The organism is Streptosporangium sp. NPDC050148 (genome assembly GCF_055586505.1).
This window is the reverse complement of the sequence record NZ_JBVJIA010000014.1, coordinates 139,487-164,667: the sequence shown is the minus strand read 5'-3', so window position 1 is coordinate 164,667 and position 25,181 is coordinate 139,487. Positions and strand designations below refer to the sequence as shown.

At 70.1% G+C, this 25,181-nt stretch carries 16 protein-coding genes; 8 read left to right on the top strand and 8 right to left on the bottom strand.

The window, feature by feature from the left end; translation table 11 throughout:
* Positions 1-71: 71 nt before the first annotated feature.
* The 4 genes from ACZ6RT_RS18165 to ACZ6RT_RS18150 form a co-directional block, all read right to left on the bottom strand.
* Complete coding sequence (locus tag ACZ6RT_RS18165) at positions 72-1,496, bottom strand: sugar ABC transporter ATP-binding protein (protein WP_470154838.1); 1,425 nt, start codon at positions 1,494-1,496, stop codon at positions 72-74.
* A gap of 651 nt (positions 1,497-2,147) precedes the next feature.
* On the bottom strand, positions 2,148-3,980 hold the full coding sequence (locus tag ACZ6RT_RS18160; protein ID WP_470154800.1) for a lectin: 1,833 nt from the start codon (positions 3,978-3,980) through the stop codon (positions 2,148-2,150).
* 120 nt (positions 3,981-4,100) lie between these two features.
* Positions 4,101-6,944 (bottom strand): PQQ-dependent sugar dehydrogenase, encoded by a 2,844-nt coding sequence (locus ACZ6RT_RS18155; protein WP_470154797.1) that lies wholly within the window; start codon positions 6,942-6,944, stop codon positions 4,101-4,103.
* Between the two features lie 56 nt (positions 6,945-7,000).
* The gene (locus tag ACZ6RT_RS18150) at positions 7,001-9,397 is read right to left on the bottom strand and encodes an RICIN domain-containing protein (RefSeq protein WP_470154796.1); all 2,397 of its coding nucleotides are present in this window, start codon (positions 9,395-9,397) and stop codon (positions 7,001-7,003) included.
* Between the two features lie 1,114 nt (positions 9,398-10,511).
* Here ACZ6RT_RS18150 and ACZ6RT_RS18145 point away from each other — a divergent pair.
* From ACZ6RT_RS18145 to ACZ6RT_RS18130, 4 genes are all read left to right on the top strand, one after another.
* Entirely contained in the window at positions 10,512-11,945 is a 1,434-nt protein-coding gene (locus tag ACZ6RT_RS18145) for an arabinofuranosidase catalytic domain-containing protein (protein WP_470154794.1), read from the top strand.
* Between the two features lie 429 nt (positions 11,946-12,374).
* A complete protein-coding gene (locus tag ACZ6RT_RS18140) occupies positions 12,375-13,631 on the top strand; it encodes a ricin-type beta-trefoil lectin domain protein (protein WP_470154792.1) in 1,257 nt (418 codons plus the stop codon).
* A 226-nt stretch (positions 13,632-13,857) separates the two neighbouring features.
* Positions 13,858-14,619, top strand: a complete 762-nt coding sequence (locus ACZ6RT_RS18135) for a FadR/GntR family transcriptional regulator (RefSeq protein ID WP_470154790.1) — start codon at positions 13,858-13,860, stop codon at positions 14,617-14,619.
* A gap of 1,184 nt (positions 14,620-15,803) precedes the next feature.
* The gene (locus ACZ6RT_RS18130) at positions 15,804-16,658 is read left to right on the top strand and encodes an SAM-dependent methyltransferase (protein WP_399194619.1); all 855 of its coding nucleotides are present in this window, start codon (positions 15,804-15,806) and stop codon (positions 16,656-16,658) included.
* Positions 16,659-17,153: 495 nt separating this feature from the next.
* Here ACZ6RT_RS18130 and ACZ6RT_RS18125 read toward each other — a convergent pair whose 3' ends face one another.
* Complete coding sequence (locus ACZ6RT_RS18125) at positions 17,154-18,956, bottom strand: family 43 glycosylhydrolase (protein WP_470154788.1); 1,803 nt, start codon at positions 18,954-18,956, stop codon at positions 17,154-17,156.
* 545 nt (positions 18,957-19,501) lie between these two features.
* On the opposite strand from ACZ6RT_RS18125, the gene ACZ6RT_RS18120 reads away from it, so the two are divergent.
* A complete protein-coding gene (locus ACZ6RT_RS18120; protein WP_470154786.1) occupies positions 19,502-20,530 on the top strand; it encodes a substrate-binding domain-containing protein in 1,029 nt (342 codons plus the stop codon).
* A 71-nt stretch (positions 20,531-20,601) separates the two neighbouring features.
* On the opposite strand, the gene ACZ6RT_RS18115 is transcribed toward ACZ6RT_RS18120, so the two are convergent.
* On the bottom strand, positions 20,602-21,402 hold the full coding sequence (locus ACZ6RT_RS18115) for an isocitrate lyase/PEP mutase family protein (RefSeq protein WP_470154784.1): 801 nt from the start codon (positions 21,400-21,402) through the stop codon (positions 20,602-20,604).
* Between the two features lie 37 nt (positions 21,403-21,439).
* Between ACZ6RT_RS18115 and ACZ6RT_RS18110 the strand changes: the two genes are divergently transcribed.
* Positions 21,440-21,883, top strand: a complete 444-nt coding sequence (locus ACZ6RT_RS18110; protein ID WP_470154782.1) for a hypothetical protein — start codon at positions 21,440-21,442, stop codon at positions 21,881-21,883.
* Positions 21,880-22,386 (top strand): DinB family protein, encoded by a 507-nt coding sequence (locus ACZ6RT_RS18105; RefSeq protein ID WP_399194629.1) that lies wholly within the window; start codon positions 21,880-21,882, stop codon positions 22,384-22,386. The genes ACZ6RT_RS18110 and ACZ6RT_RS18105 overlap by 4 nt, the downstream gene beginning before the upstream one ends.
* A gap of 73 nt (positions 22,387-22,459) precedes the next feature.
* On the opposite strand, the gene ACZ6RT_RS18100 is transcribed toward ACZ6RT_RS18105, so the two are convergent.
* Both ACZ6RT_RS18100 and ACZ6RT_RS18095 read right to left on the bottom strand, forming a co-directional pair.
* Positions 22,460-22,981, bottom strand: coding sequence for a MarR family winged helix-turn-helix transcriptional regulator (locus ACZ6RT_RS18100; protein WP_399194631.1), 522 nt, complete (start codon positions 22,979-22,981; stop codon positions 22,460-22,462).
* 4 nt (positions 22,982-22,985) lie between these two features.
* Positions 22,986-24,293 (bottom strand): M50 family metallopeptidase, encoded by a 1,308-nt coding sequence (locus ACZ6RT_RS18095; protein ID WP_399194633.1) that lies wholly within the window; start codon positions 24,291-24,293, stop codon positions 22,986-22,988.
* Between the two features lie 212 nt (positions 24,294-24,505).
* Between ACZ6RT_RS18095 and ACZ6RT_RS18090 the strand changes: the two genes are divergently transcribed.
* Positions 24,506-25,111: a LuxR C-terminal-related transcriptional regulator gene (locus ACZ6RT_RS18090; RefSeq protein WP_399194635.1), complete on the top strand. Its 606-nt coding sequence runs from the start codon at positions 24,506-24,508 to the stop codon at positions 25,109-25,111.
* Positions 25,112-25,181: the final 70 nt, after the last annotated feature.

Below are 25,181 nucleotides of genomic sequence, written 5' to 3'. Positions count from 1 at the left end.
GGGACTGTCGGCCGACAGCCGCCGCAGGAGCGAGCCCGGGGCCGGGACGCGCCGGAGTTCCAGCTGCCGGGTCATGACGCGGCCGCCACGGCCATCACGGCCTCCTCGCTGGAGCCGGCGGGCAGTTCCCCGGCGACGCGGCCCTCCCGCAGCACCACGATGCGGTCGCTCATGCCGATGAGTTCGGGCAGCTCGGAGGAGACCATGAGGATGGCCATGCCGTCGCGGGCGAGTTCGCGGATCAGCTCGTGGATGGCGGCCTTGGCGCCGACGTCGACGCCGCGGGTGGGTTCGTCGAGCAGCAGGACGCGCGGCGCGACCGTCATCCACCTGGCCAGCACGACCTTCTGCTGGTTGCCGCCGGACAGCAGCCTCACCTCCCGGGCCAGGTGCGAGGAGTCGAGCCGCACGCGTTCGAGCAGCGGCTCGATCCGGGGACGGCGTCCGCGGACGGCCCGGGTGGCGAGCAGGACGTTGTCCCGCACCCGCTGGCGCGGCAGCAGCCCTTCGGCCTTGCGGTCCTCGGTGACCAGGCCGATCCCCGCGGCGATGGCCTCGCGGACCGACCGGGGACGGCAGGGGGTCATCTCACCGCGGGTGAAGGGCTCGGCGCCGAACAATGCCTTGGCCAGTTCGCTGCGGCCCGAGCCCTGCAGCCCGGCCACCCCCGTGACCTCCCCGGCCCGCAGGTCGAGGTCGATGCCGTGCAGGGCGGCGTTGGCGCCGTCGCGCACGCTCAGCACCACCTGCCCGGGCGGACCGGCCGCCCTGGGCGGGTAGTAGGACTCGAGCTCCCGGCCGACCATCAGGCGGACCACGGTCGCGGTGTCCAGGGCGGAGGCCCGCTCCGTGGTGACCCGGGCACCGTCCTTGAGCACGGTGATCCGGTCGGCGAGCTCGAAGATCTCGCGAAGCCGGTGGGAGATGTACAGGACCGCGATGCCGCGCCCGGCCAGGCGCCGCACCAGCGCGTAGAGCAGCTCCACCTCGTGGTCGGCCAGGGCGGCGGTGGGCTCGTCCATGACCACGATCCGGGCGTTCAGCGACAGGGCCTTCACGATCTCGACGACCTGCTGCTGGGCGACCGAGAGCCGCCGGACGAGATCGCGCGGCCCGAACGACTCCTCGCCCAGCGAGCTCAGCAGCTCGGCCGTCGCCGACTCCATCGCGCCCCGGTCGACCATGCCGCGCCGGACGGGCTCGCGGCCGAGGAAGACGTTCTCGGCCACCGTCCGTTCCGGCAGCAGGGTGAGCTCCTGGTAGATGATCGCCACCCCGGCCCGCTGCGCCTGGACCGGATGCCCGAACACCACGGTCCGGCCGTCGATCTCGACGGTCCCCTCGTCCGGCGCGTGCACGCCGGCGAGGATCTTCATGAGCGTCGACTTGCCCGCGCCGTTCTCCCCCACCACGGCGTGCACCTCGCCGGCGGACACCTCCAGATCGACGCCGCCGAGGACGCGGACGCCCAGGAAGCTCTTGCCGATGCCGGTCATCCTCAGCACGTGGCCCGCCCGCCGGACGGCACGGTCAGGCCGGCCCGTGTCGCACCGGTGGGATCGTCCGAGGGCGATCTTCGCGCCGTTCGGTGAGGGGAGTCGTGCACGAGGATCTCCTAGTGGCGATGAGGGGTCGTGCCGGACCCGGCGCGCCCGCCCGGCCGTTCCCCGCCGGCGGACGACCCGGGCCGCCGGTCCGGTGTCCGCTCGCGAGGCCGGAAGGCGCGCCCGCCCGGTGAACGGCGTGTGGCGTGAGGGAGACCGGGACCGGCCATCCGGCGATCATCAAACCGGTTCGGTTAGGAAAATAAGCCCACTTAATATCAGTGTCAAGTGCCTTTATTTCAGATATTTACGGACATGACGGAGGGGTCGGAGACCGTGCAGCGTGCCATGGGATCCGCCATTCGCGAAGCCCTTCCGCTGGAGGACATGGGAAACCGGCGGCCCCGGCCGACGCGGGTGGGATACGGCGCGGCCGCGTCCGCGACCATGATGAGTATGAAACTTTTGCCGCCCAGGTCGCCCGGGTCGTCTAGGTCTTCCGGGTCGTCCAGGGCGCCGGACGTCCGGCGCGGGCGATCGCCCCGCGCCGGACGCCGTGTCACGCCCACCGGGTGAGCGTGGAACCGCCGTCGCAGGCAGACCTCAGACGCGGTTCCACCTCTGGTTGGTGCCGCCGGCGCAGGTCCAGATGTGCACCTTGCTGCCGTTGGCCGTGCCGAAACCGGACACGTCCAGGCACTTGTTCGCGCCCAGGGCGGTGATGGTGCCGTCGGCGTTCAGGCGCCACTTCTGGTTGTTCTGGCCGTTGCAGTCCCAGATGTTGACCGCGGTGCCGTTGGCGGTGCCCGCCCCGCTCACGTCCAGGCACTTGTTGCCGTACACCCGCAGCTCACCGGCGGCGGTGGAGGTCCAGCGCTGGTTGGCCTGGCCGTTGCAGTCCCAGATGTTCACCGCGGCGCCGTTGGCCGTCGAGGCGCCCGAGACGTCCAGGCACCGGCCCGAGCCCACCCCCCGCAGCGCGCTCGTCTGCCCGGAAGGCGTCGGGGTGGGGGTCGGGGTCGGCGTCACGCCGCCCAGTTCCTTGATGCGGATGTTGCGGTACGCCACCACGTCGGGGGACCCGTGGTTCTGGATGCCGATGTGGCCCTGTTGCAGCGAGCGGGCCGGGTCGGTGTTGGTGAAATCATTGATCTTCACACCGTTCAGGAACACCTGCAGCCGCTCGCCCTCCACCAGCAGCTCGTAGGTGTTCCACTGCCCCAGCGGGTTCAGCGCCGCGTCGCGTGCGGCGAGGTCCGCCGCCTTGAACCCGTAGACCGCCCCCGTCGTCTTGTCCGCGCTGTCGGTCGCGTCGATCTGCACCTCGTGCCCGGTGTTGAGCGCCGCGTTCGGGTCGGTGGTGGCCGGGAACCCGACGACCACCCCAGAGTTGGAGTCGCCGTTCAGCCTCCAGTCGAGCTTGAGCGAGTACGACCCGAACTGCTTGGCGTTGTACCAGAGCATGCCCATGCCGCCCTGCGAGGTCAGCGTGCCCGAGCTGTTCGTGAACGCCCCCGGCCCGGCCTGTGACCAGCCCGTCGTCGACCCGTTGTACAACGGCGTGTAACCGGTCTCCGGACGGCAGTCGGCGTTGGTCGCCTTGGCCGCGTACCGGATCCCGCCCAGCAGCAGCGTGCGGAAGTTCGAGTCCGCGTACGACTCCTGGGTGTGTCCCAGTCCGGTGTAGAACGAGCGGCCGGAGGCCTGGGGACGGCACCAGGTGATCGGGTGGTCGCCCATGCCGCCGCCGCTGTAGGTGCTCTCGTCCAGGCTCTGCAGGACGCGCACGTTCGGGCGGGGGTTGCTCCGGAAGCTGTACCACTCGTCGGTCCGTGTCCAGGTCGGTCCCAGGTGGGAGGTCGCGGCGTGCGCCCGGTCCTCGTTGCGTACCGTGGCCTGCTGGATCGCCGGGTGGCTGCTGAACCAGGCGCCCACCAGCTGCCCGTAGTACGGCCAGTTGTACTCGGTGTCGGCGGCCGAGTGCACCCCGACGTAGCCGCCCCCGCCGTCCACGTACGACTGGAAGGCCGACTGCTGGCTGTCGTTCAGCACGTCACCGGTGGTGTTGAGGAACACCACCGCCCTGTACCGGGCGAGGTTGGAGGTGGTGAAGACGCCGGCGTCCTCGGTGGCGGTGACGGTGAAGTCGTTCGCGGCCCCGAGGTCGCGGATGGTCTGGATCCCGACGGGGATCGCGTCGTGCCGGAACCCGGCCGTCTTGGAGAAGACCAGCACCTCGAAGGCGGCGGCCTTGGCGGTCCCCGCGGAGACGGCGGGGATCACGGTCGTGGCGGCCTCGGCGGAGACGGCTGGGGCCATGGTCGCGGCGGTGGCGGCGAGCGCCACCGCGGCCACCGACAGGCGTCGCAGCACGGAGGTCCTCCTGCCACCGCCCGCGATGCGCCCGGGAGGCGCGGGGGTCAGATGTCGAAGCATGGGTGTCCTTCCATCGTGGCGCCCGGTGCGGCCCTTGCGGCGATGAGCCGGGCCGTACCGGGCGCCATGTCGATTAGGTACTCGTCGTGCGGCCGAGGCCGCCTGGTGGGGCGGACGGCCTCAGGCGCGGGTCCATCTCTGGTTGGTGCCTCCGGCGCAGGTCCAGATGTGGACCTTGGTGCCGTTGGCCGTACCGAATCCGGACACGTCCAGGCACTTGTTGGCACCGACGGCGGTGATGGTGCCGTCGGCGTTCAGGCGCCACTTCTGGTTGTTCTGGCCGTTGCAGTCCCAGATGTTGACCGCGGTGCCGTCGGCGGTGCCGGCACCGGTCACGTCCAGGCACTTGTCGCCGTAGACCCGCAGCTCCTGCGCCGCGGTGGAGGCCCACTGCTGGTTGGCCCGGCCGTTGCAGTCCCAGATGTTCACCGCCGCACCGTTGGCCGTCGAGGCACCCGAGACGTCCAGGCACCGGCCCGAGCCCACGCCCTTCAGCGCGTTCCCCGAAGGCGTCGGGGTCGGGGTGGGCGTCGGGGTCGTACCGGTGCCGAAGGTGAAGGCGTCCAGGTCGAACAGGTAGCCCTGGCCGGTCGCGCCGCGGAAGACGAGGTACAGCGTCGTGGTGCCGGACGGTGCGCCGGCGAGGTTCGCCGAGACGTCGGCGAAGGTCTCCCACCCACCGGTGCTCGTGACGTTGACCGTTCCCAGCAGCGTGCCCGTGGCCGAGCCCGTCCGGACCTCGATCCGGCCGCCCGCGCCCGCCGAGGACACCCGCGCGGTGATGCTCGTGGCGTTGCCCAGGTTGTACGGCTGGAAGGAGATCCAGTCGCCGTCGTCGACGAAGCCCACGGTCCTGCCGCCCTCGGCGGTGGTGTGGTCGGCCGTCTGCACGCCCTGCTGGGCGCCGAAGTGCTCGCCCTGCCGGTGCCGTGGCTGCAGCGTCCGGCTGCTGGTGGAGGTCAGGCCGCCGGCGTCGGTGTAGGAGGCCGTGAAGACGCCGTAGATGTTCGCCGCGGCGTCGTGCTCGCCGTCGACCGGTACCGCGATGGAGCCGCTGCAGCCGGTCCTGGAGGTGATCTGGTGGGCGTGGCTGTCATGGCCGAGCGAGTAGGAGACCGTCACCTTCGAACAGTCGATCGTGCCGTCCTCCGGGTCGCTGACGTTGACCTGGAACGGCACCGTGTCGCCGAAGGCGAACAGCCGGCCGTCGCCGGGGGTGGTGAGCGTGACGGACGGGGCGGTGTTGCCGACGGACACGCTCACGCTCGCGCTCCCGGTCAGCCCCTGCGGGTCCCGGACGGTGAGCGTGGCGGTGTACGCGCCGTTGGCGCTGTAGGTCTTGCTCGGGTTGGCGGCCGTGGAGGTGGTGCCGTCGCCGAAGTTCCACGAGTACGTCAGCGCGCCGCCCTCGGGGTCGGAGCTGCCGGCCGAGGAGAAGTTCACCGTCAGCGGAGCCGGCCCCGAGGTCCTGTCGGCCGCGGCCTTGGCGATCGGGTTGCGGTTGGCCTTGCCGATGTACTCGATCCGGAAGAGCGCCTGGTTGTTGTTGCCGGTGCCGTAGTCCAGCACGTACAGCGCCCCGTCGGGGCCGAAGGCCATGTCCATCACCTGCGTCCCCGACCAGGGGAACGCGGAGATCTCCCCGTAGCCGCCGTCGCTCCTGACCTCGATGGCCTTGATCCAGCGGCGGCCGTACTCGCCGGCGAAGTAGCGTCCGTCGAGCACCTGGGGGAACTTGACGGAGGAGTTCAGGTTGGGGTCGTACCGGTAGACCGGGCCGCCCATCGGCGACTCCGAGCCGGTGCCGAACTCCGGCGGCGAGCCGGAGTCACCGCCGTACTTGATCCACGCCGCCTTGGCCGGGGGCAGCGTGGTCAGGCCGGTGTTGCGGAAGGAGTTGTTGGTCGGGCCTCCCGCGCAGTTGTACTTCGCGCCGGTGCTGTTGGAGGCGAAGTTCCACTCGTTGTAGGTCTCGTTGACGGTGTTGCCGCCCGTGCAGTACGGCCAGCCGTAGTTGCCGGCGGCGGTGATGCGGTTGAACTCCACCTGCCCGCTCGGTCCCCGGCCGGAGTTGGTCGACCCCGCGTCCGGACCGTAGTCGCCCAGGTAGACGACACCGGTCGCCTTGTCCACGCTCATCCGGAACGGGTTGCGCAGACCCATCGCGTAGATCTCCGGCCGCGTCCTCGCCGTCCCCGGCGCGAACAGGTTGCCGCTGGGGATCGTGTAGGTGCCGTCCGCCTGCGGCTTGATCCGCAGGAGCTTGCCGCGCAGGTCGTTGGTGTTGGCGGAGCTGCGCTGGGCGTCGTACTGCGGGTTGCGGTTGGTCCGCTCGTCCAGCGGGGAGTAGCCGGCCGACTCGAAGGGGTTGGTGTCGTCACCGGTGGTCAGGTACAGGTTGCCGGAGGCGTCGAAGTCGATGTCGCCGCCCGCGTGACAGCACTGGCCGCGGTCGTTGGCGACCCGTAGGACCACCTTCTCGCTGGACGTGTCGAGCGTCTCGTCCGCCCTGAGGGTGAACCTCGACAGGTAGAACTCGCCCTTCCACTGGTCGAACTGCGCCTGGGTCCCGGTGGCCGGGGCGTCACCGTTGGGCGTGCTCAGCCGGGGTGAGTAGTACAGCCAGACGTGCCGGTTGGTGGCGAAGCCCGGATCGACCGCCACACCCTGGAGGCCCTCCTCGTCGTGGGTGTAGACGTTGAGCCTGGCGGCCACCTTCGTGTTGCCGTTGACGTCGGTCACGCGCAGTGTGCCGTCGCGGGACGTGTGCAGGACCGACCGGTTCGGCAGCACGGCCAGCGACATCGCCTCCCCCAGTTCGCCGCCGCCCGACGCGAGCGGCACCTGCTGGTAGTCGGAGGCCGGGATGGTGAGCGCGTTGGCCGGAGTGGCGGTGAGCGCGAAGGTTCCGGAAACGATCAACGCCATCGTGATCAGTGATGTGAGCCACGGACGTCTGGGCATCGGTTCTCCTTTCTTGCGGGGACGGCGGGGGACGTGACCCCCGCCGTCCGCGACTGTCAGGTACGGGTCCACTTCTGGTTGGTGCCGCCGTGGCAGGTCCAGATGTGGACCTTGGTGCCGTTGGCGGTGCCGTAGCCGGAGACGTCCAGGCACTTGTTCGCCCCGATCGCGGTGATGGTGCCGTCGGTGTTCAGGCGCCACTTCTGGTTGGCCTGGCCGTTGCAGTCCCAGATGAGGACCGCGGTCCCGTCGGCGGTCCCGGCACCGGTCACGTCCAGGCACTTGCCGCCGTAGACGCGCAGTTCCTGTGCGGCGGTGGAGGTCCACTGCTGGTTGGGCCGGCCGTTGCAGTCCCAGATCTGCGCGAGGGCGCCGTTGGCCTGGGAGGCGCCGTTGACGTCCAGGCACCGGCCGGAAGCGGTTCCCCTGAGCGCGCTCGCGCTGCCCGGCGTCGGCGTCGGCGACGCGCCGTTCCGGGGCCCGGCCGCGGCCATCACGGCCTGGGCGCCCGACGGCCAGTTGCCGTTGGTGACGGTGACGTTGCCGCTGACCACGTTGCCGCGGTCGCCGTTGGTCACGTTCGTGGCGCCGTTGCTCGTCCAGTTGTTGACGACGGTCCAGTTGCCCATGTTCTCGCCGCCCCAGTAGTTGGCGGTGGCCCAGGTGCCGATGGCGGAGAAGACGTTGTTCCTGACCGTGTAGTACTTGGAGCCCTCGTCGAAGTAGACCCCGAAGTAGCCGTTGGTCCGCAGGCAGTGGTTGTCGCTGATCACCGCGCCGGGGTTCCACGACAGCGTGTAGATGCAGCCGCCGTCGTTCATCTGCTGCATGACGTCGTGGACGTAGTTGCCGATGAGCCGGTTGTCGGAGGCGGTGGTCGGCGTGGTGTACCGCGGCTGGTGGTTGTACAGGCCGCGGCCGGCGTAGTTGTTGTTGCCGCCGGCGTCGTTGGCGCCCCAGCCGTACCCGATCGACATGCCGGTGTAGGGCATGTTGTAGACCTCGTTGTGGGCGACCAGGGAGCCGGTGACGTACGTGGTCAGGACCGACACGATGCCGCGGTAGTCCAGGCCCAGGTCGTGGATCCGGTTGTCGCTGACGGTGATGTCGCGGTTGACCATGCGCTGGTCGCTGGGGTGGTGGGCGTCGGCGCGCACGCCGCCGACGACGATGCCCCCGGCCGAGCTGCGGGCGATCTCGGAGCGGGTGACGGTGATATTGCCGGCGCCGAGACCCACACCGCTGGCGTGGGCGTTCGCGTCGTTGCCGATGCCCACGGCGGTCTGGCCCAGGTTGAGGAACCGGGAGTCGCTGACCGTGACGTTGTTGGCGGCCGAGATCTGGAGCGCGGCCGGCATCTGGAACCAGTTCGGCCGGGCGGCCTCGAACTGCGTGCAGCCGTTGTGGCACGAGGAGAAGGCGGGCCAGTTCCAGGTGCCGGCGATGTAGGCGCCGGTCTGCTGGTCGACGAACCCCTGGTTGCCGCTGGGGCCCAGCCACGTCGTGCCGGTGAACGTGATGCCGCCGAAGGCGATGTGGTGCGCGGGCGCGTCGTAGGTCCCGCCCACGGCGACCAGTGACTGCAGCACCGGCAGCTCGACGCTGACGGTGCCCATGTTCTGGCCCGCGGCCGGGATGTAGTACAGGACGCCGGTTGCGGGATTGATGTACCACTCACCCGGGGAGTCGAGGAACTCGTAGGCGTTGGTCAGGTAGAGCGGGCCCGCGCGGTGCGGCTGGGTGAAGGTGTCGTAGCCGAAGTTGTTGTTGTTCCAGGCGGGCTGCTGCATCGTGATCAGGTTGCCGCTGATGCTCTGGACCGGGGAGTACCGGTCGGTGAACGAGCCGACGCTCTCCATCTCGATCCGGTTCTGGCCGCTCAGGTTGTTGAGATAGTTCAGGGCACCGTTGGTGAACCTCATCCCGGTGCTGCTCGCGGTGAAGTCCGCCCGGTTCACCTGGGTGCGCGCGCGGGTGGCGGCGACGCCGTCGACGTACAGCTGCCGGGTGTCGATGCCGGTGCCCACGGCGGCCCGCCAGATGTTCCTGGCGGGGTCGGCCTGTGTCCATCCGGTCACCGCCCTCGCACCGCTGATGACGGGACGGGCGCCCGCGGCGGCCTGCCAGCTGACGGTGTGGCCGTTGTTACCGGAGTCGGCCGCGGTCAGCCGCATCGGCGCCGCCGGCCGGTACACCCCGTCGGCGAGCTCGACGACGATGTCGCCGGACATGCCCGCGTTCAGCGACCGTACCGCCGTCTGGGCCGCGGACAACGAGCACGGCTGGGCCGAGGTGCAGGCGGTGCCCGTGCCGGAGGGAGCGGCGTACAGGGTCGTGACGGCCGCCAGGGCGGAGGTCGCCGGGACGATGAAGGCGAATGCCGCGGCCAGCACCCCGGTGACGAGACCGATCACGGCCGTTCTGAGCGCCGTGACGCGCGAGGGTAAGTGCACGGTGGATCCTTGTCGGCTATGGGGGGTGTTGTCGGGTCCGCCCCTGACGTGTCAGGCGGTGGACCCTCCCTGGGCATGGCGATCACCGGGCGGGGAGCGCACGACGACGGCCGGTGCCGCGACGGCGGCTCCGGAACGGGGGATCAGGCGGCTCGGCGGCCGCGGTGACCGTGGGCGATCACCTGGTGAGGGGTCTGCGGTGCCGTGTCGTCACGGCGTCGGCGGGGACGTCCGCACCGGATCACGAGCGGTCCGGGCGGCGTGGGGGGTCGGGTCGGTCACGTTCATCTCCAGAAGACGGCACGCCTCACCGTGGACACCACCGGGAACGCGTGGCGAACGAGGCTGTGGATGTATGGAGGATCACGGTGTGGAGGTCACCGATGCGCCTCCGCACCCCGCCTTTGTGATCCGGCCGGGAGGTCCTCGCGGGAGCGCCGTCTCCCGGGACCTCGTTACCAATTACGTTCGCCGCGCCGATACCTGTCAAGACCTTAAGCACACTTATTTCGTCCTGCGCACACGACGGTTCAGAGTGCTGTGAATCGATATAACCCCTCCACCAGGAGTGATGCGTGCGAGCCCACTCGTTGGATCGGTCCGGTCCGGATGAACCGTTCACATGTGTCGTACTGACTCGGGTGCGGATTTCCGGAGCGACCGCTTCCTGACACCCGGTCCCGTGCGGCGGTCACGTCGGTTCCGACGCGTCCGATCCGGATGCGGAGGTCCGGGCCGCCGTGGGCGGCGCCGGGGGTCCGACGGCCCCCGGGAAGCCGCTCCGCCCTCCCCGCCGGATGCCGGAACGCCGCCGGGAACGAGCCGGGCATGAACGTTTCATCGGCCTCGATCGGCGGCGTCGCTGGACAGACGGCGTACGACGGGGTTCTCGGGGCCTGCGGGACAGGCCGTGACTTGACAGGTGATTCACCGCCTGTATGTGCTTCACCGTGCACGACCTCTCATCCGCCCGGTGGGCCATCGACGGTGTCGAATCGATTCGATCGCGTGGAGAGCGGTGTTTCAGGCTTTCTTCATCGGGCCGGGCGAGCCCGTACCGCCTGCGGGCGCCCGCGCGGGGCCCCGCGGCCTCCGGCTCACGACCGTCTTCGTCATGCCCTACCCCGAGGAGTACGACATGCAGCCCTTCCCCGACCGCCCGGCGCACCGTCCGGCACGAAGGCGGAGCTCTCGACCGGCCGCCGTCGCGGCCGTCGTGGCGGCGCTGGCGACCGTGCCGGTGACCGTCCTGACATGGGCGGCACCGGCCTCGGCGGCGACCACCCCGCTGATCGGCACGGCCTCGGGCCGGTGCCTGGACGTGGCGAACGTCTCCCAGGCCAACGGTGCCCTCGCGCAGATCTGGGACTGCAACGGCCAGGCCAACCAGAAGTGGCGCCTGAACACCGACGGCACCATCACCGCGATCGGGGCGAACAAGTGCCTGGACGTCTCCGGCTACGGCACCGCCAACGGCACCAAGGTCCACATCTGGACCTGCCACGGCGGCACCAACCAGAAGTGGACCACCGGCACCCAGCCCAGCCCGACGCCCACCACGACGCCCACCCCACCGCCGCCCGGCGCGCGCTCGTGCGACATCTACGCCTCGGGCGGCACGCCGTGCGTGGCCGCGCACAGCACGACCCGGGCGCTCTACGGCTCCTATGCCGGCAACCTCTACCAGGTCAGGCGCTCCTCGGACAACTCCACCCGGAACATCGCCGTCCTGACGGCGGGCGGGACCGCCAACGCCGCGACCCAGGACTCCTTCTGCGCCGGCACCGCGTGCGTCATCACGGTCGTGTACGACCAGTCCGGCCGCGGCAACGACCTGTGGTACCAGGGGTCCAGCGTGGTCCCCGGCTCCCCGCAGAGCAGGCCCGCGACCGCGACCACCGAGTCGCTCACCGTCGGCGGAAGCAAGGCATACTCCCTCTACATCAACCCCGGCAACAGCTACTGGCGGGACGGCCACCTGACGGGGGTCCCCACCGGCAGCGCGCCCGAGGGCATGTACATGGTCACCAGCGGCACCCACGTCAACAACGGCTGCTGCTTCGACTACGGCAACAGCGAGACGACCCGCAAGGCCGACGCCGCCGGGGCCATGGACGCCATCAACTTCAGCACCCAGTGCTGGTTCGGCGGCTGCCAGGGAAGCGGTCCCTGGGTCCAGGCCGACCTGGAGTGGGGTCTCTTCCCCGGTGGCAGCCAGTCGTGGAACCCCAACCAGAGGGCCTTCCCCCACAGGTTCGTCACCGCCACGCTGAAGAACAACGGTACGACCCGGTTCGCCATCAAGGGCAGCAACGCCCAGTCCGGGAGCCTGTACACCCTGTACGACGGCTCGCTGCCCAACGGGTACAGCCCGATGAAGAAGCAGGGGGCCATCATCCTGGGCAGTGGCGGTGACTGCTGCAAGCCCGACGGCGGCGCCAACCTCAGCGCGGGCACCTTCTACGAGGGGGCCATGGTCGCCGGGTACCCCTCCGACGCCACGGAGAACGCCGTCCAGGCCGACATCGTCGCCGCCGGGTATCGCTGATCGCACCGATCCGCCGCCGGCCGCCCGCTCCCACGGGGAAGCGGGCGGCCGGCGGGGGGCAGCGAAGGCGACGACGAAGGCCGACGGGTGAAACTTTCATCACACCGGTACGTCCCGCCAGGTGAGGGGCCCTCGAAGCTCCTGCTCCCCGGACACCGCCTGCCGCATCGGATTTCCACGATGCTTCGCACTCTTGACGCCCTCCGTCTTCCCTGTGTTTACTCCACCTCATCGCCGATGTTCTTCCCGAAGACGCCCACCCCACAGATGTTAGCGCTAACACCTTCTCATCCCATTGATTGAGGTCGAATGCCTTCCCGGCAGGCGGATCCGCCGACCGCGGCCGGGACCGACGAAAGACTTTCAGCGTCTCCTGGCTCACCGCGCCGGTCGTAAGCCGTTGCTCTCAGTTCCCGAAGAAGGTTGGGCATGCTTAATTGGAAACGGTTGGTCTCCGCGGCGCTGGGAGCCGTGACGATCCTCGTCCTGACGGTGGGGGTGACGGCGACGTCCGCCGGCGCGGAGTCCAACGGCGGGGTGCGCGTCATGCCGCTGGGTGACTCGATCACCGAGGGCACCCAGGTGCCGGGCGGGTACCGCATCGGCCTGTGGCAGCGTCTCGTCGCCGGCCGGTACACCGTCGACTTCGTCGGTTCGCAGTTCAACGGGCCGGGCTCGCTGGGCGACCACGACCACCAGGGGCACCCCGGCTGGCGCATCGACCAGATCGACGCGAACGTCACCGGCTGGGCACGGACCTACAACCCGCGCACGGTGCTGCTGCACATCGGCACCAACGACATCCTGCAGAACTACAACGTGGCCGGTGCGCCCCAGCGGCTGTCCACCCTGATCGACCGCATCACGGCGACCGTGCCTGACGCGGACGTGTTCGTCGCCACCGTCATCCCGCTGTCCAACGCCGGTCAGGCGGCCGCCGCCCGTACCTTCAACGCGGCCGTCCCCGGCATCGTGCAGGCCAAGGTCAACAGCGGCAAGCGCGTCCACCTGGTCGACATGCACTCCAAGCTGACCACGTCCGACCTGATCGACGGCATCCACCCCACCGCCGGTGGCTACGACAAGATGGCCGCCGCCTGGTACGCGGCGCTCCAGGCCGTTCCCGGCAGCATCGGCCGGCCCGGCGCCACCCCCAGCCCGACCCCGTCCTCCCCCGCGGGCCCGATCCGCGGCGTGGCCTCCGGCCGCTGCCTGGACGTGGCGAACGTCTCCCAGGCCAACGGCGCCGCCACGCAGCTCTGGGACTGCAACGGCCAGCCCAACCAGCAGTGGGCCTCCACCTCCGCCGGTGAGCTTCGGGTGTACGGCGGCAAGTGCCTGGACGTCAACGCCGCGGGCACCGCCGACGGCACCGCGGTCAACATCTGGGACTGCAACGGCCAGAACAACCAGAAGTGGGCCTCCACCTCCGCCGGTGAGCTTCGGGTGTACGGCGGCAAGTGCCTGGACGTCAACGCCGCGGGCACCGCCGACGGCACCGCGGTCAACATCTGGGACTGCAACGGCCAGAACAACCAGAAGTGGCGCCTGAACGCCGACGGCACCATCACGGCCCTCGGCGCCGACAAGTGCCTGGACGTCTCCGCCTACGGCACCGCCAACGGCAGCAAGATCCAGATTTGGACCTGCCACGGCGGCACCAACCAGAAATGGGCCCGCGCCTGACACGAAAATCCGTGAACGCCCTCGCCGGGAGCCCCGACGCTCCCGGTGGGAGGGACCGTCGTTGATCACCCTGTCCCCGACGCTCCCGGCGGGGACGGACCGCCGTTGATCACCTCGTCCCCGCCGACCGGGGAAGAACATTTTCACGTCGCCCCGCCCGGCCGGACGGGTACGGCGGAGCGAATGCGCGCCACTACGCGCTGCGCCAGGTCGTACTCTTGGACACGTGGCAGAGGAAACAGACGGCGCGAGTGAAACTCCGCGCGCAACGGGCTATCGGCCAGGGTACGAAGTGGCCGCGGAGCGAGTGCTGGAGCTGATCACTCAAATGGGCCTGCAGCCCGGTGATCGGATGCCCACCGAGAATGAGCTGGCCCGCCAACTGGGAACCAGCCGGACGGTCGTGCGCGAGGCGGTGAAAATACTCTCGGCACTGGGCCGCGTACGTGCTCAGAAAGGCCGTGGCCTCTATGTGGCCGCGGATGAGGGAATGCTCGGAAGCGGTCACTGGGCCTCTTCCTTCCTGCCCACGGACCTCGATCACGTCTACATGCTCTTCGAGTTCCGCCGTACCCAGGAGATGGAGACGAGCCGGCTGGCCGCGCGCCGTGCCACGCCCGTGGAACTGGGCGACATAGAAAAGGCCGCCGGGCGCTGCCGTCACGGGTTCGAGATCGGACGCGAGGACATTTTCAACGAAGGCGACGACGCCTTTCACACCGCGATCGCCGTCGCCTCGCACAACATGTTCCTGCAGGCGGCGGTACGGGAGGCCCGCCGGCTTCAGGCCCAGTCCAGCATCATCGGGCTACGCGGTTCCATCGGCGGGCACGGGGCCAAGGCCATCGAGGAGCACGAGGCCATTCACCGGGCGATACGCACGGGTGACGCCGAGGCCGCGGCCCAGGCGGCGGCGGTGCACATAGACAACACGCTGGAGGACTACCGCAAGGAGATCCAGCAGCGCATCTTCTCGCCGGTCCAGTGACCCTCGTGGTCGTTCTCGTCCCTGCTTCGGCGAGCGGGGTGCGGCCGCACTCGCCGAAGCAGGAACCGTGATCCACCCTGTTGAACACACGCGGCCCACGGTCACGTCGCACATGTGATCCGTGTCGTCGGCGAGTGACCGGGACAGCGTTCGTTCACCGTCGACGGCGCATTTTTCTTTTTCGCCGTACGATCACAAAAAATGTCATCGCATGACGGTTCTTCCCACCAATGCGCCGCCGACGGCGAAGGCGACGTCTCCTCGCCGACTCCACCAGACCGGGAGGAACGGCCGCCAGGGACAGTCTGGAAACCATTCCAAGGCCATGTCAAGCCGAGCGAAATTCCGGCCGTATTGATCGTCGCTTCCGATGGACATCGGCCGGGGCGGCCCGGCACACCTCGCCGGACGGGGGTCCACGGGTCCGTCGCCCTGCCTGACCGGCATGTCCTGCGGGAACGAACGGAGAATGTTTCCGATCAATCCCCTGTCGCTCGGCTGGTAAGAGTGGGATTGCAGGGGATGCGTCGGGATGAAAGTTTCAGCGATCCCGGAGGGCCGCCCCACCCTCGGCGCCTCCCGCGAGCCCGGCAACGGGGCCCGCGACCTCTGCTCTCACGTTCGCCGGTGACGGCGGTACCCCTGCCCGGCATCGGACGGGGGCGGTTCACCGCTCCGCTCCCGTCCTCCACGCCGGGGGGCGATGAGCGGGCCTTCGGCCGCCGCGCGTCCTGCGGCGGGAGCCCATCGCCGCGGGAACGGCGCCTGCGGCCTCTCGGGGTCTCTCGGCGGTCTCGAAAGCGGCGGCGTCCGCCATGGACGGACCGATGGGACCGGTGGTCAACGGCCACTCGGACGTCATGAATTCGCCCGCCAAGTGGGAAATCACTTTTCTTGCGTCATGAAAAATCATGCGTCCTCAGGCAGGGACGCGTACGGCATGGACCTTGTCGGCGACCGTGTCCTCCGGGCGGATTCCCAGCGGATTCCCCACCGGCGCCATGAAGGAATTCCCCAGGTCGGGCCGCATTCATCCGCCGCACGGCTCATCGGCCGCCCGGCGCCGGACGGAGAATCGAGACGTGATCTCTGCGCGACGGATCATGGCGTGACGGGTTACAGTGAACGAACGTTACGTCTTCATCGCCGATCGTGTCGGTGGAGGCCCATCCTCTGGAGTACCGATGACCGATACCACGAATGGTCTGAGTGCGCAGGCGACCGATCGGCCGCCGGGCGCGCGGATCGACCCGACGATTCCCCATCCGGCACGCATTTACGATTACCTGCTGGGTGGCAAGGACCACTTCGCCGCCGATCGCGAGGCGGCGGAACAGCTCGTCAGGGTCTCACCCGGCACACGCGAGGGCGTACGCGCCCATCGGGCGTTTCTTCGGCGCGTCGTCCGGTATCTCGCCGAGGAGACCGGGACCACGCAGTTCCTGGACATCGGCACCGGCATTCCCACCCAGGGGAACACCCACGAGATCGCTCAAGGCGTGAATCCCGCGTCCCGCGTGGCCTATGTCGACAATGATCCCATCGTCCTGGCTCATGGACGGGCGCTCCTGACGAGCAGCGAAGAGGGAATGACGACGGTGATCGAGGCCGACATCCGGGATCCCGACCGGATTCTGGCGGACCCGCAGGTCAATGAGGTCATCGATTTCGACCGGCCGGTCGCGCTCATCATGGCCGGTGTTCTGCACTTCATCACCGACGATGACGGACCCGCCGGATTGATCGAGCGATACAAGGCGGCCGTACCGCCCGGAAGCCATCTGCTGCTTTCCCACATAACGCTCGACTTCGCGCCCCAGGTGGACAGCGACGAATTCACCAAGCCCTACGACAAGGGCACGGCGCCCATGGTCCCGCGCACTCACGCGGAGATCGAAGGATTCTTCCGGAACTGGACGATGGTGGACCCCGGACTCGTCGAGGTGGTCGAGTGGCGTCCCGCCGAGGACGAGTACCGGGAGGCCATTCCCGGAGGCGGCCACGCCTGGGCGTACGGCGGGCTGGCCGTCAAGCCGTAGAGGCCCGCACCTCGGCGTCTCGAACCGCACCGGGCCACCCTCGGACGATTTTTCATCCCGTTCACGGCCACGATTATGTTAACGCTAACAACATGACGCCCGGGGTGCCGCCGACTTCGGCGGCACCCCGGGCCGGCGCTGTCCTCCCCGTCGGCGGCGGCCGTGCGGTCCGAGGGCCCCGGAGCCGCGCCCAGGGCCCCGGCACCACGGGCGGAACCGGTGGCCAGGGCCCGTCCGGAAGGCCGGGGCGTCCGAAGGCGTGAAACCCCCTGTGGCGCCCGGCGGAGCGATCTCACGAAGGAGAGCCCCACCGGCCCGGCTCGTGTCCATCGAAGCCTCAGGTCCACCGAAGGCTCACGGCCACCGAAGGCTCGCCGCCATCGAAGGCTCAGGACCACCGAGGGCTCATCGCCACCGGAACTTCAGAGCCACCGGGGGTTCACGGCCACCGCACGTTCACCACCACCGGAGGTTCGCGGCCACCGGAAGGAGCGGCTACTGGAAGGAGACGTCGTCCATGAGGAAGGAGTCGGTTCCCGAGGCGGTCTCGACGTAGAACCTCGCACCGGTCAGGGTCCCGGTCCAGGACACGGTCGCCGTTCCGGTCAGCTGGGTCCAGCCGCCCGTGTTCGCCGTGGCGGCCGGGGTCAGCGCGACGTAGCTCGTCGTGCCGCCGGCCGTGACCGCCAGGGTCGCCCGCACGTCGGGGGTGCCGGACTGGGAGCGGACCCACACGCTTGTCGTGTAGCTCTTGCCGTTGGTCAGTTTGCCGGTGACGTCCTGGCTGGGGCCGTTCCACGAGGCGGTGCGGCCGGTGCTGGCCAGCGACTGCGACCCGCCGTGGGCGGTACCGCTGGAGGCCACCGTGCCGCCGAAGGCGGTCCAGCCGGTGGTGCCGCTCTCCAGGGTGCCGTTCGTCAGCAGGTTCCCGCCGGTGCCGGCCGGGGTGAACTGCCACCAGTTCAGGTTCATCAGGTAACCGCTGCCACCGGTGAAACGCAGGTAGAGGTCGTGGGTGCCGGTCGCGCCGCTCACCGGGCAGGTGACGGTCGACCAGGTCTGCCAGCCACCGGTGCCGGGGACGGTGCAGGTCCCGACGAGGGTGCCGGTGGCACCGCCCAGGCGCAGCTCGATGCGTCCGCCGCTGGTCCCCGACGCGACGCGGGCCGAGTACGAGGACGCGCCGCCACCGAACGCCACGCCCTTCACCTTGATCCAGTCGCCGTTCTCGATGAACCCGACGTTCATCCCGCCCTCGCCGGTGGGCTCGGTCTCGATTCCGCTCCCCCAGGCGATCGTCTCCGCCTCCTGGCGGACGTACGGGTTCAGCGTGCCGATCTGGGGCGCGCCCGCCGCGGTCATGTCGATGGTCGGGATCGTGCCGTTGCCGTTGTAGGTGAACTTCTCCACCGCGACCGAGCGGGTGAAGCCGCCCCCGCCCGGGAGCGCGCCGTTGTGGTAGAAGAAGTACGAACCGCCCTTGAAGTCGATCACTCCGGCGTGGTTGGTGAAGCTGCCGCCCTGCCTGGGCATGATCGTTCCGCGGTACGTCCAGGGGCCGGTGACGCTGGGCGCGGTGGAGTAGGCGATGAACTCACCGCAGCACTCCGCGGCGAACACGTTGTAGTACAGGCCGTTGCGCTTGTAGATCCAGGGGCCCTCCTCGTAGAGCGTCGGACGGCTCGCGTTCCCGGTGCGGGTCCCGAACCCCGCGGAGGTGAGCGGGACGTAGGTGATCCCGCCCGAGTACGAGATCATGTCGGCGTTCAGCCGGACGTACGCGAGGCGCGGGTTGCCCCAGTACAGGTAGGCCTGACCGTCGTCGTCGATGAACACGCTCGGGTCGATCTCACCGTTCTTGACCAGCGGGCGCCCGATGGCGTCGGTGAACGGGCCGGTGGGGCTGTCGGAGACCGCCACCCCGATCGCCATGGCTCCGGTGGCGCGCTCCTTCACCGGGACGTACCAGTAGAACTTGCCGTTGCGGTGGATGGCCTGTCCGGCCCAGGCGTCCGCGCCGGCCCAGCCGAAGGTGGAGACGCTCATCGGGGAGCCGTGGTCGGTCCAGTTCACCATGTCCTCGGAGGACCACACGCGCCAGTCCTTCATGGTGAAGTACGTCGAGCCGTCCTCGTCGTGACCGGTGTAGAGGTAGACCCGGCCGTTGTGCACCAGGGGCGCGGGGTCCGCGGTGTAGATGTGCTGGACGATGGGGTTGTCGGCCCGGGCCGATGCCGGTACGAGGGTCGTGGCCAGCAGCAGGACCACGAGTGTCAGCAGGCGGAGTGCCGGTTTCACGGGCGTGCCTCTTTCCTTGCGGGAGCGTGGGGAGCCCGGGCGCGACCGCGTCGGCGCCCGGACCTGTCGGCGGTCGGCAGGGGAGTCGATCCGGACCGGCGGGACCGTCCGCCGGGGCGGCCGTCGTCATGAGACCTCTCCCTTCGGGCGGGCGACCGGGAGGACGTCGTGCGGCCGATCGGGCACACGGCTTTGTTAGCGTTAACATTCAACGCCCGGCCTCCGTCACCGGACCATCGGGAAACGCGTGTGTGGCGGAGTACATCGAACGTGCCGCCGGCGTGTCAACCGCCGTCCCCGCCCGCGTCCGCCGGACAGGTGCCACCAGGGCGTTTCACAGTACGTTAACGTCCGGCCGGTGAAAGTTTCAAGGACGGCCCCGTGCGACCGGCGCACGTCACGGCACGTCCACCCGGACGGTGCCGGGCCGCTCCGTTCACCGGCGGAAACGCGGTGATCATGTCCGGCCTGCCGTTTCCGGAGGCCCGTCTCACCGATCGATAACTTCTCTTGACAGTAACTTAGCTACCCCCAACACTCCTGCCATGACTTCGGACCGACCGCGGATACGTGTGCGCAACATCGGCACCTGCGCCGGATCGACATCCGCCTCCCCGTCGCGCCGCCCCACCGCCCCCTCCTCCGACGACGGGTCGCGGCAGGCGCCGGCCCACGTGATGGTGACGGGCGACACCGGCTCCCGGCCGCACCTGTCCGCGGACCTGCTGAGGTGGCGTCATCCGGGAGTCATCGGCGTGGTCGGCGTCGATTCCGCCCTGTACGGGCCCACCTCCATCCGGCACGGCATCGAGCGCGCGGCGCGGGCGGCCCAGCTCATGGTCAACGTCCACAACGCGCCCGCCCACTCGGCGGCCGCGGTCGCGACCGGTATCGACGCCCTCCGTGAGCAGATGGCCGACGGTGTGATCGTCATAGCCCCGCTCCACCGCCCGGACCTGGAACCGATGCCGGCCGACTTCCCGGTCGTCGACGCCGGAGGAGGCCTCGGAGGGCGGGTGCCCATGACCGCGGTCGACCAGCGGCGGGGCGCCGCGCGCGCGACCCGGCACCTGCTCGGCCTGGGCCACCGTACCGTGTGGCACATCGCCGGGCCGTCGTCGTGGATCGACGCCACCGAACGCCTGGCCGGCTGGCGGCAGGCGCTGGAGGACGCGGGCCGTGAGGTGCGCCCTCCCCTGACGGGCGACTGGACGGCGCGTTCCGGTTACCAGCTCGGCAGGCGTCTCGCCCGTGACCACGACGTCACCGCGGTGTTCGCGGCCAACGACTCGATGGCCATCGGTCTCCTGCGCGCCCTGCGCGAGGCCGGCCGCCGCGTGCCCGAGGACGTCAGCGTGGTCGGCTTCGACGACCTGCCGGAGTCCTCCTACACCTGGCCCCCGCTGACCACCGTGCGGCAGAACTTCGCGGAGGTCGGCACGCAGGCCCTGCGCATGCTGCTGCGACGCATCGAGCGACCGCTCACCGGGCGGGCCCGCGCGCACTTCCGCACGTCGGCGACGGTGAATCCCAAGATGGTGTTCCGGGCCAGCACCGGCCGCCCCGCTCGCTGACGCCGTGAGCGCGACGAGCCGCTCCCGGTGCCGCCGTCCGGGAGAGTGCCGCGCGTCACCGTGTCACCGTGTCAGAGCGTGAACGGGTTCTCGCCGGAGGCGACGGCCGCGAACAGCGCCGACCCGGCCTTGGCGTACAGGTGCCGCTGCAGCGACGGCCCGAAGCTCACCCGCGCGACGCCGAGCGCGGCGAGCTCGGCCAGCGACAGCTTCCCGCCGTACCCGACGTTGACCGGCCCGGACACGCCGTCGGTGAGCGCCCGGACCACGTCGGGAGCGCCGGCGGCGATCGGATAGACACAGTCCGCGCCGGCCGCCAGGTAGCGGGCACCGCGCTCGAGGGTCGCGGCGAGCCGCTCCTGCGGTGACCCGGCCTGACGCAGGAACGAGTCCGTGCGGGCGTTGACGACCAGGTCCACGCCCTGCGACGTGGCGGCCTCACGCACCGCGGCCAGGAAGTCCGCCTGCTCACCGATGTCGATCATCTGTCCGGTGGACGGGTCGGAGTCCTCCAGGTCCAGCCCGGCGGCCCCGGTCGCGGCGAACCGTTCGACCAGCTCGGCCGGTGCCAGCCCGTATCCGCGCTCGAAGTCCACCGTCACCGGCAGGCTCACCACCCGGACGATCCGCTCGGTCGCGGCCAGCACCTCCCGTACGGGTGTCGCCTCGCCGTCCTCGTAGCCGAGAACCGCCGCGGTGGCGGCGCTGCTCGTGGCCACGGCCGGGAAACCGGCCGCCTCGACCATCCGGGCCGAGGCCGCGTCCCAGACGTTGGGCAGCACCAGCGGATCGCCGGTCACGTGCAGCGAGCGGAGCAGGGCGGCCTGGGTGGAGGGGGTGGCCGTCGTGGTCGTACCGATCGTGTCGCTCATGTCGTCCTTCACATACACGGTGGTGAGAAAGGCGGGCTTGCGGCGGTGTGCGGAGACGGCGGGCCCCGACCCGCGCGACCAGATCCTGGCGATCTTCGACGCGGTCTTCACCCAGGTGAGCTCCGAGCAGTACCGCGGCTGCCCGATGCTGATGGCGCTGGCCGAGTTCCCCGACGCCGACCTGCCCGCCCATCGCAGCGCGGTCGCGGCGAAGTCCTGGTTCCGCGAGACCATGGGCGAGCTGACCGGCCGGCTCGGGGTCGACGACCCCGGCGAGGTGGCCGACCACCTCACGCTGGTCTTCGAGGGCCTGCACGCGTCGGGCCAGTCGCTCGGCACGCAAGGCCCCGCCCGCCGGGCGCGGAGCCTGGTCGAGCGATCCTCTCGGCCACCGCACCGCGACCGGACGCGCCGTGAAGCACCCGGTCATGAGCAAAACAGTATGACAGTGGTCATGCGTGACGACAGGATTGCCTCATGACCGACAAACGTATTGATCCCCCCTTCATCGCCGACGAGCGCTCCATGCTCCACTCCTGGCTGGAGTGGCACCGGGAGACCCTGGAGGTGAAGTGCGCCGGGCTCTCCGACGAGCAGCTCCGCCTGCGTTCCGCCGAGCCGTCCTCGCTCTCCCTGCTGGGCCTGGTCCGGCACATGGCCGAGGTCGAGCGGAACTGGTTCCGTAACGTCCTCAACGGCGAGGGGGTCGGCCCGTACTACTACACCGACGACGACCCCGACGGCGACTTCGACAACCTGGAGACGACCAGCGCCGAGGAGGCGTTCGCCCGCTGGCGTGCCGAGATCGCCCACGCGCGCGAGGTGTCGATCACCCTCCCCCTGGACACGATCGGCAAGACGCAGCGCCGCGACAAGGACGTCTCGCTGCGCTGGATCCTCATCCACATGATCGAGGAGTACGCCCGGCACAACGGCCACGCCGACATCATCCGCCAGCGGATCGACGGGGTGGCCGGGGAGTAGGGTCCCGTGCCCGTGGAGACCGGCCGGGCGGGCCGCCACGGCCGCCGTGGGCGACCGGCCCGCGGGGGGCGGTTCAGCGCGGGGCGGGCATCTCCGCCAGCACCGCGGTGATCACCCGGTCCAGGCCGGCGAGGTTCGCCGGGCGGGCGACGGCCGCCTCGGCGAACCGGGCGAGCAGCCGGGCGAAGACCTCGCGGTCGGACTCCTCCCAGTCGGACATCAGGTCGTTCAGGTAGGCGCGCCGGTGGCGGACGACCGCCTCCAGCACGCGCAGGCCCCGCTCGCTCAGCACCAGCCGGGCCCGCCTGGCGTCCACGGCCGACTCCTCGCGCTCCACGAACCCGGCGCCGATCGCGTCGTTGACCAGCCTGCTGGCGGTGGAGGGGTCGACGTCCAGCTGCTCGGCGACCGCGCCCACGGTCACCTCGGGCACGTCCAGGCTCAGCTTGTGCACGGCGTGCACGACCATCACGTTCGACATGTGCACCGGCCGCTGCGACTCCGCGGCCCTGCGCGCGCGCAGCGGGCGCGACCAGATCCGGCGGAGCCGGAACAGCGCCACGTCGACCAGCGCTCCGGGCGTGCCGTCGTTCACCGGATCAGCCGGACAGGCGGACGGGGTTGACCAGGTCCGCGTACATCAGCAGGCCCGCCATGATGACCATCAGGAAGGCGATGGCGTACGTGAGCGGAAGGGCCTTGGCGATGTCGACGTGCCCGGGGGCGGGGCGGCGGGTGACGCGGGCGAAGGCGCGCTTGAGCCCCTCCCAGAGGCCGCCGGCGATGTGGCCGCCGTCCAGCGGGAGCAGCGGGATCAGGTTGAACATGCCGATCGCCAGGTTGAAGCCCGCCAGCAGGTTGATGAAGACGACGACCTTGTTCTCCAGCGGGATGGCCGCGGCGGCGATCTCACCGCCGATGCGGCTCACGCCGATCACGCCGATCGGGCCGTTGCGGTCGCGTTCGTCACCGGAGAAGGCGGCGTGCCAGACGCCGACCATCTTCTCGGGGAACCTCATCAGGGACGCGGCGGTGGCGGAGGTGAGGTCCCCCATGTGCGCGGCGACGGCACCGAGGTCCTGCCGCTCGATGACGATCTTCGGGCTGACGCCGAGGTACCCGACGCCCTTCTCGATCTTGCCCGGCTCGTCCAGGGACTCGCGGTCCTGGGCGATCAGGGAGGCGTTGACGGTCAGGTCCTGACCGGCGCGCCTGATGCCGATCGCGATCGGCCCGGCCCCGTGGTCGCGGATGGCGCGGGTGGCGGCCTCCCAGCTCGCGGCGGGCCTGCCCGCCACCGAGACGATGACGTCCCCGGGCCTCAGCCCGGCGACGCTGGCCGGGCTCTGCCGGTCGGCCGCGGTGCACTTCGGGTTCTTGGCGTAGTCGGCGGCGGACTTGACGCACTGCGGGATCGAGGCGATCTCGGTCTTCTGCGTGGGGACGCCGAATCCCATGAGCACCACGCCGAACAGGATGAACGCCAGCACGAAGTTCATCGCCGGGCCGCCGGACATGATGATGACCTTCTGCCACCAGGGCTTGCGGTAGAAGACCCGGTCCTCGTCGCCCGGCCGCACGTCCTCCAGGGCCACGTCGCGCGCGTTCTCGATCAGGCCCTGCCAGGGACCGGTGGAGACCGAGCGCACCTTGCCGGGGGCGTCGGTGGGCCGGGGCGGCAGCATTCCGATCATCCGGATGTAGCCGCCGAGCGGGAGCCACTTGATGCCGTACTCCGTCTCGCCGCGGCGCCGTGACCACATGGTCGGGCCGAAGCCGACCATGTACTGCGTGACCCTGACGCCGAACAGCTTGGCCGGCACCAGGTGGCCGATCTCGTGCAGCCCGATCGACACCATCAGTCCCACGAGGAAGACGACGACCCCGACCACGGAGAGCCAGCTCACAGGTTCATACTCCCATCGCGGTTTCCCCGACAACGCCCCATAAGAGGTTAGCCGAAGTATCCGTCCCGCACGCTCCCCCGCCACCGCGGTGTTCCCCGGCGGATACGTCGCTCCCTTTACCGACGACAGGGAGATCATTGACAATGAGCGATCGCACGATCACTCTTTGGCAAGGTGAGATGAGGATGGTGTCGAGGTGAGGAAGGAGCGTCTTGATCGGGATCGTGGTCGCCGAACACCTGCCTCTGGTCCGGCGTGGACTGGTGGCGTCCCTGGAGGGCGAGGCCGACATGAAGGTGGTGGCCGACGTGGCCACCGGCGAGGAGGTGCTCGCGGCCGTGCTGCGGCACTCCCCCGAGGTAGCCGTCGTCGATCTCGGCCTGCCCCCGGCCGACGGTCTCGACGTCGCGCGGCGGCTGCACGAGGAGGCTCCCGGCTGCGGGGTGCTGCTGCTGTCGCACGACCCCAGCCCGGGCCAGGTGCGGCGGGCCTTCGCCGCCCACGCGCTCGGGTTCATGAGCCTGCGGGTGGGCCCGGAGCAGCTCGCCGGAGGCATCCGCCTGGTCGCGTCCGGCCGCCGCGCGGTCGACTCCGAGCTCGCGGTGGCGGCCCTGAGATCTGCGGAGAACCCCCTGACCCCCCGCGAGCTGGACGTGCTCCGGCTGGTCGCCCGGGGCGCGACGTCGAACGAGATCGCCGAGGCGCTCTTCCTCTCCGTGGGAACGGTCCGAAACCACCTGTCCAGGATCATCTGCAAGACCCAGGCGCGCGACCGTCTCGACGCCGCGCGCATCGCCGGCGAGTCCGGATGGCTCTGACGCCGCCCCGGGGTCTCCCGGAGGGGCGAGGTCCCGGGGTCTCCCGGAGGGGCGGGGGCCCGGGGCCGGA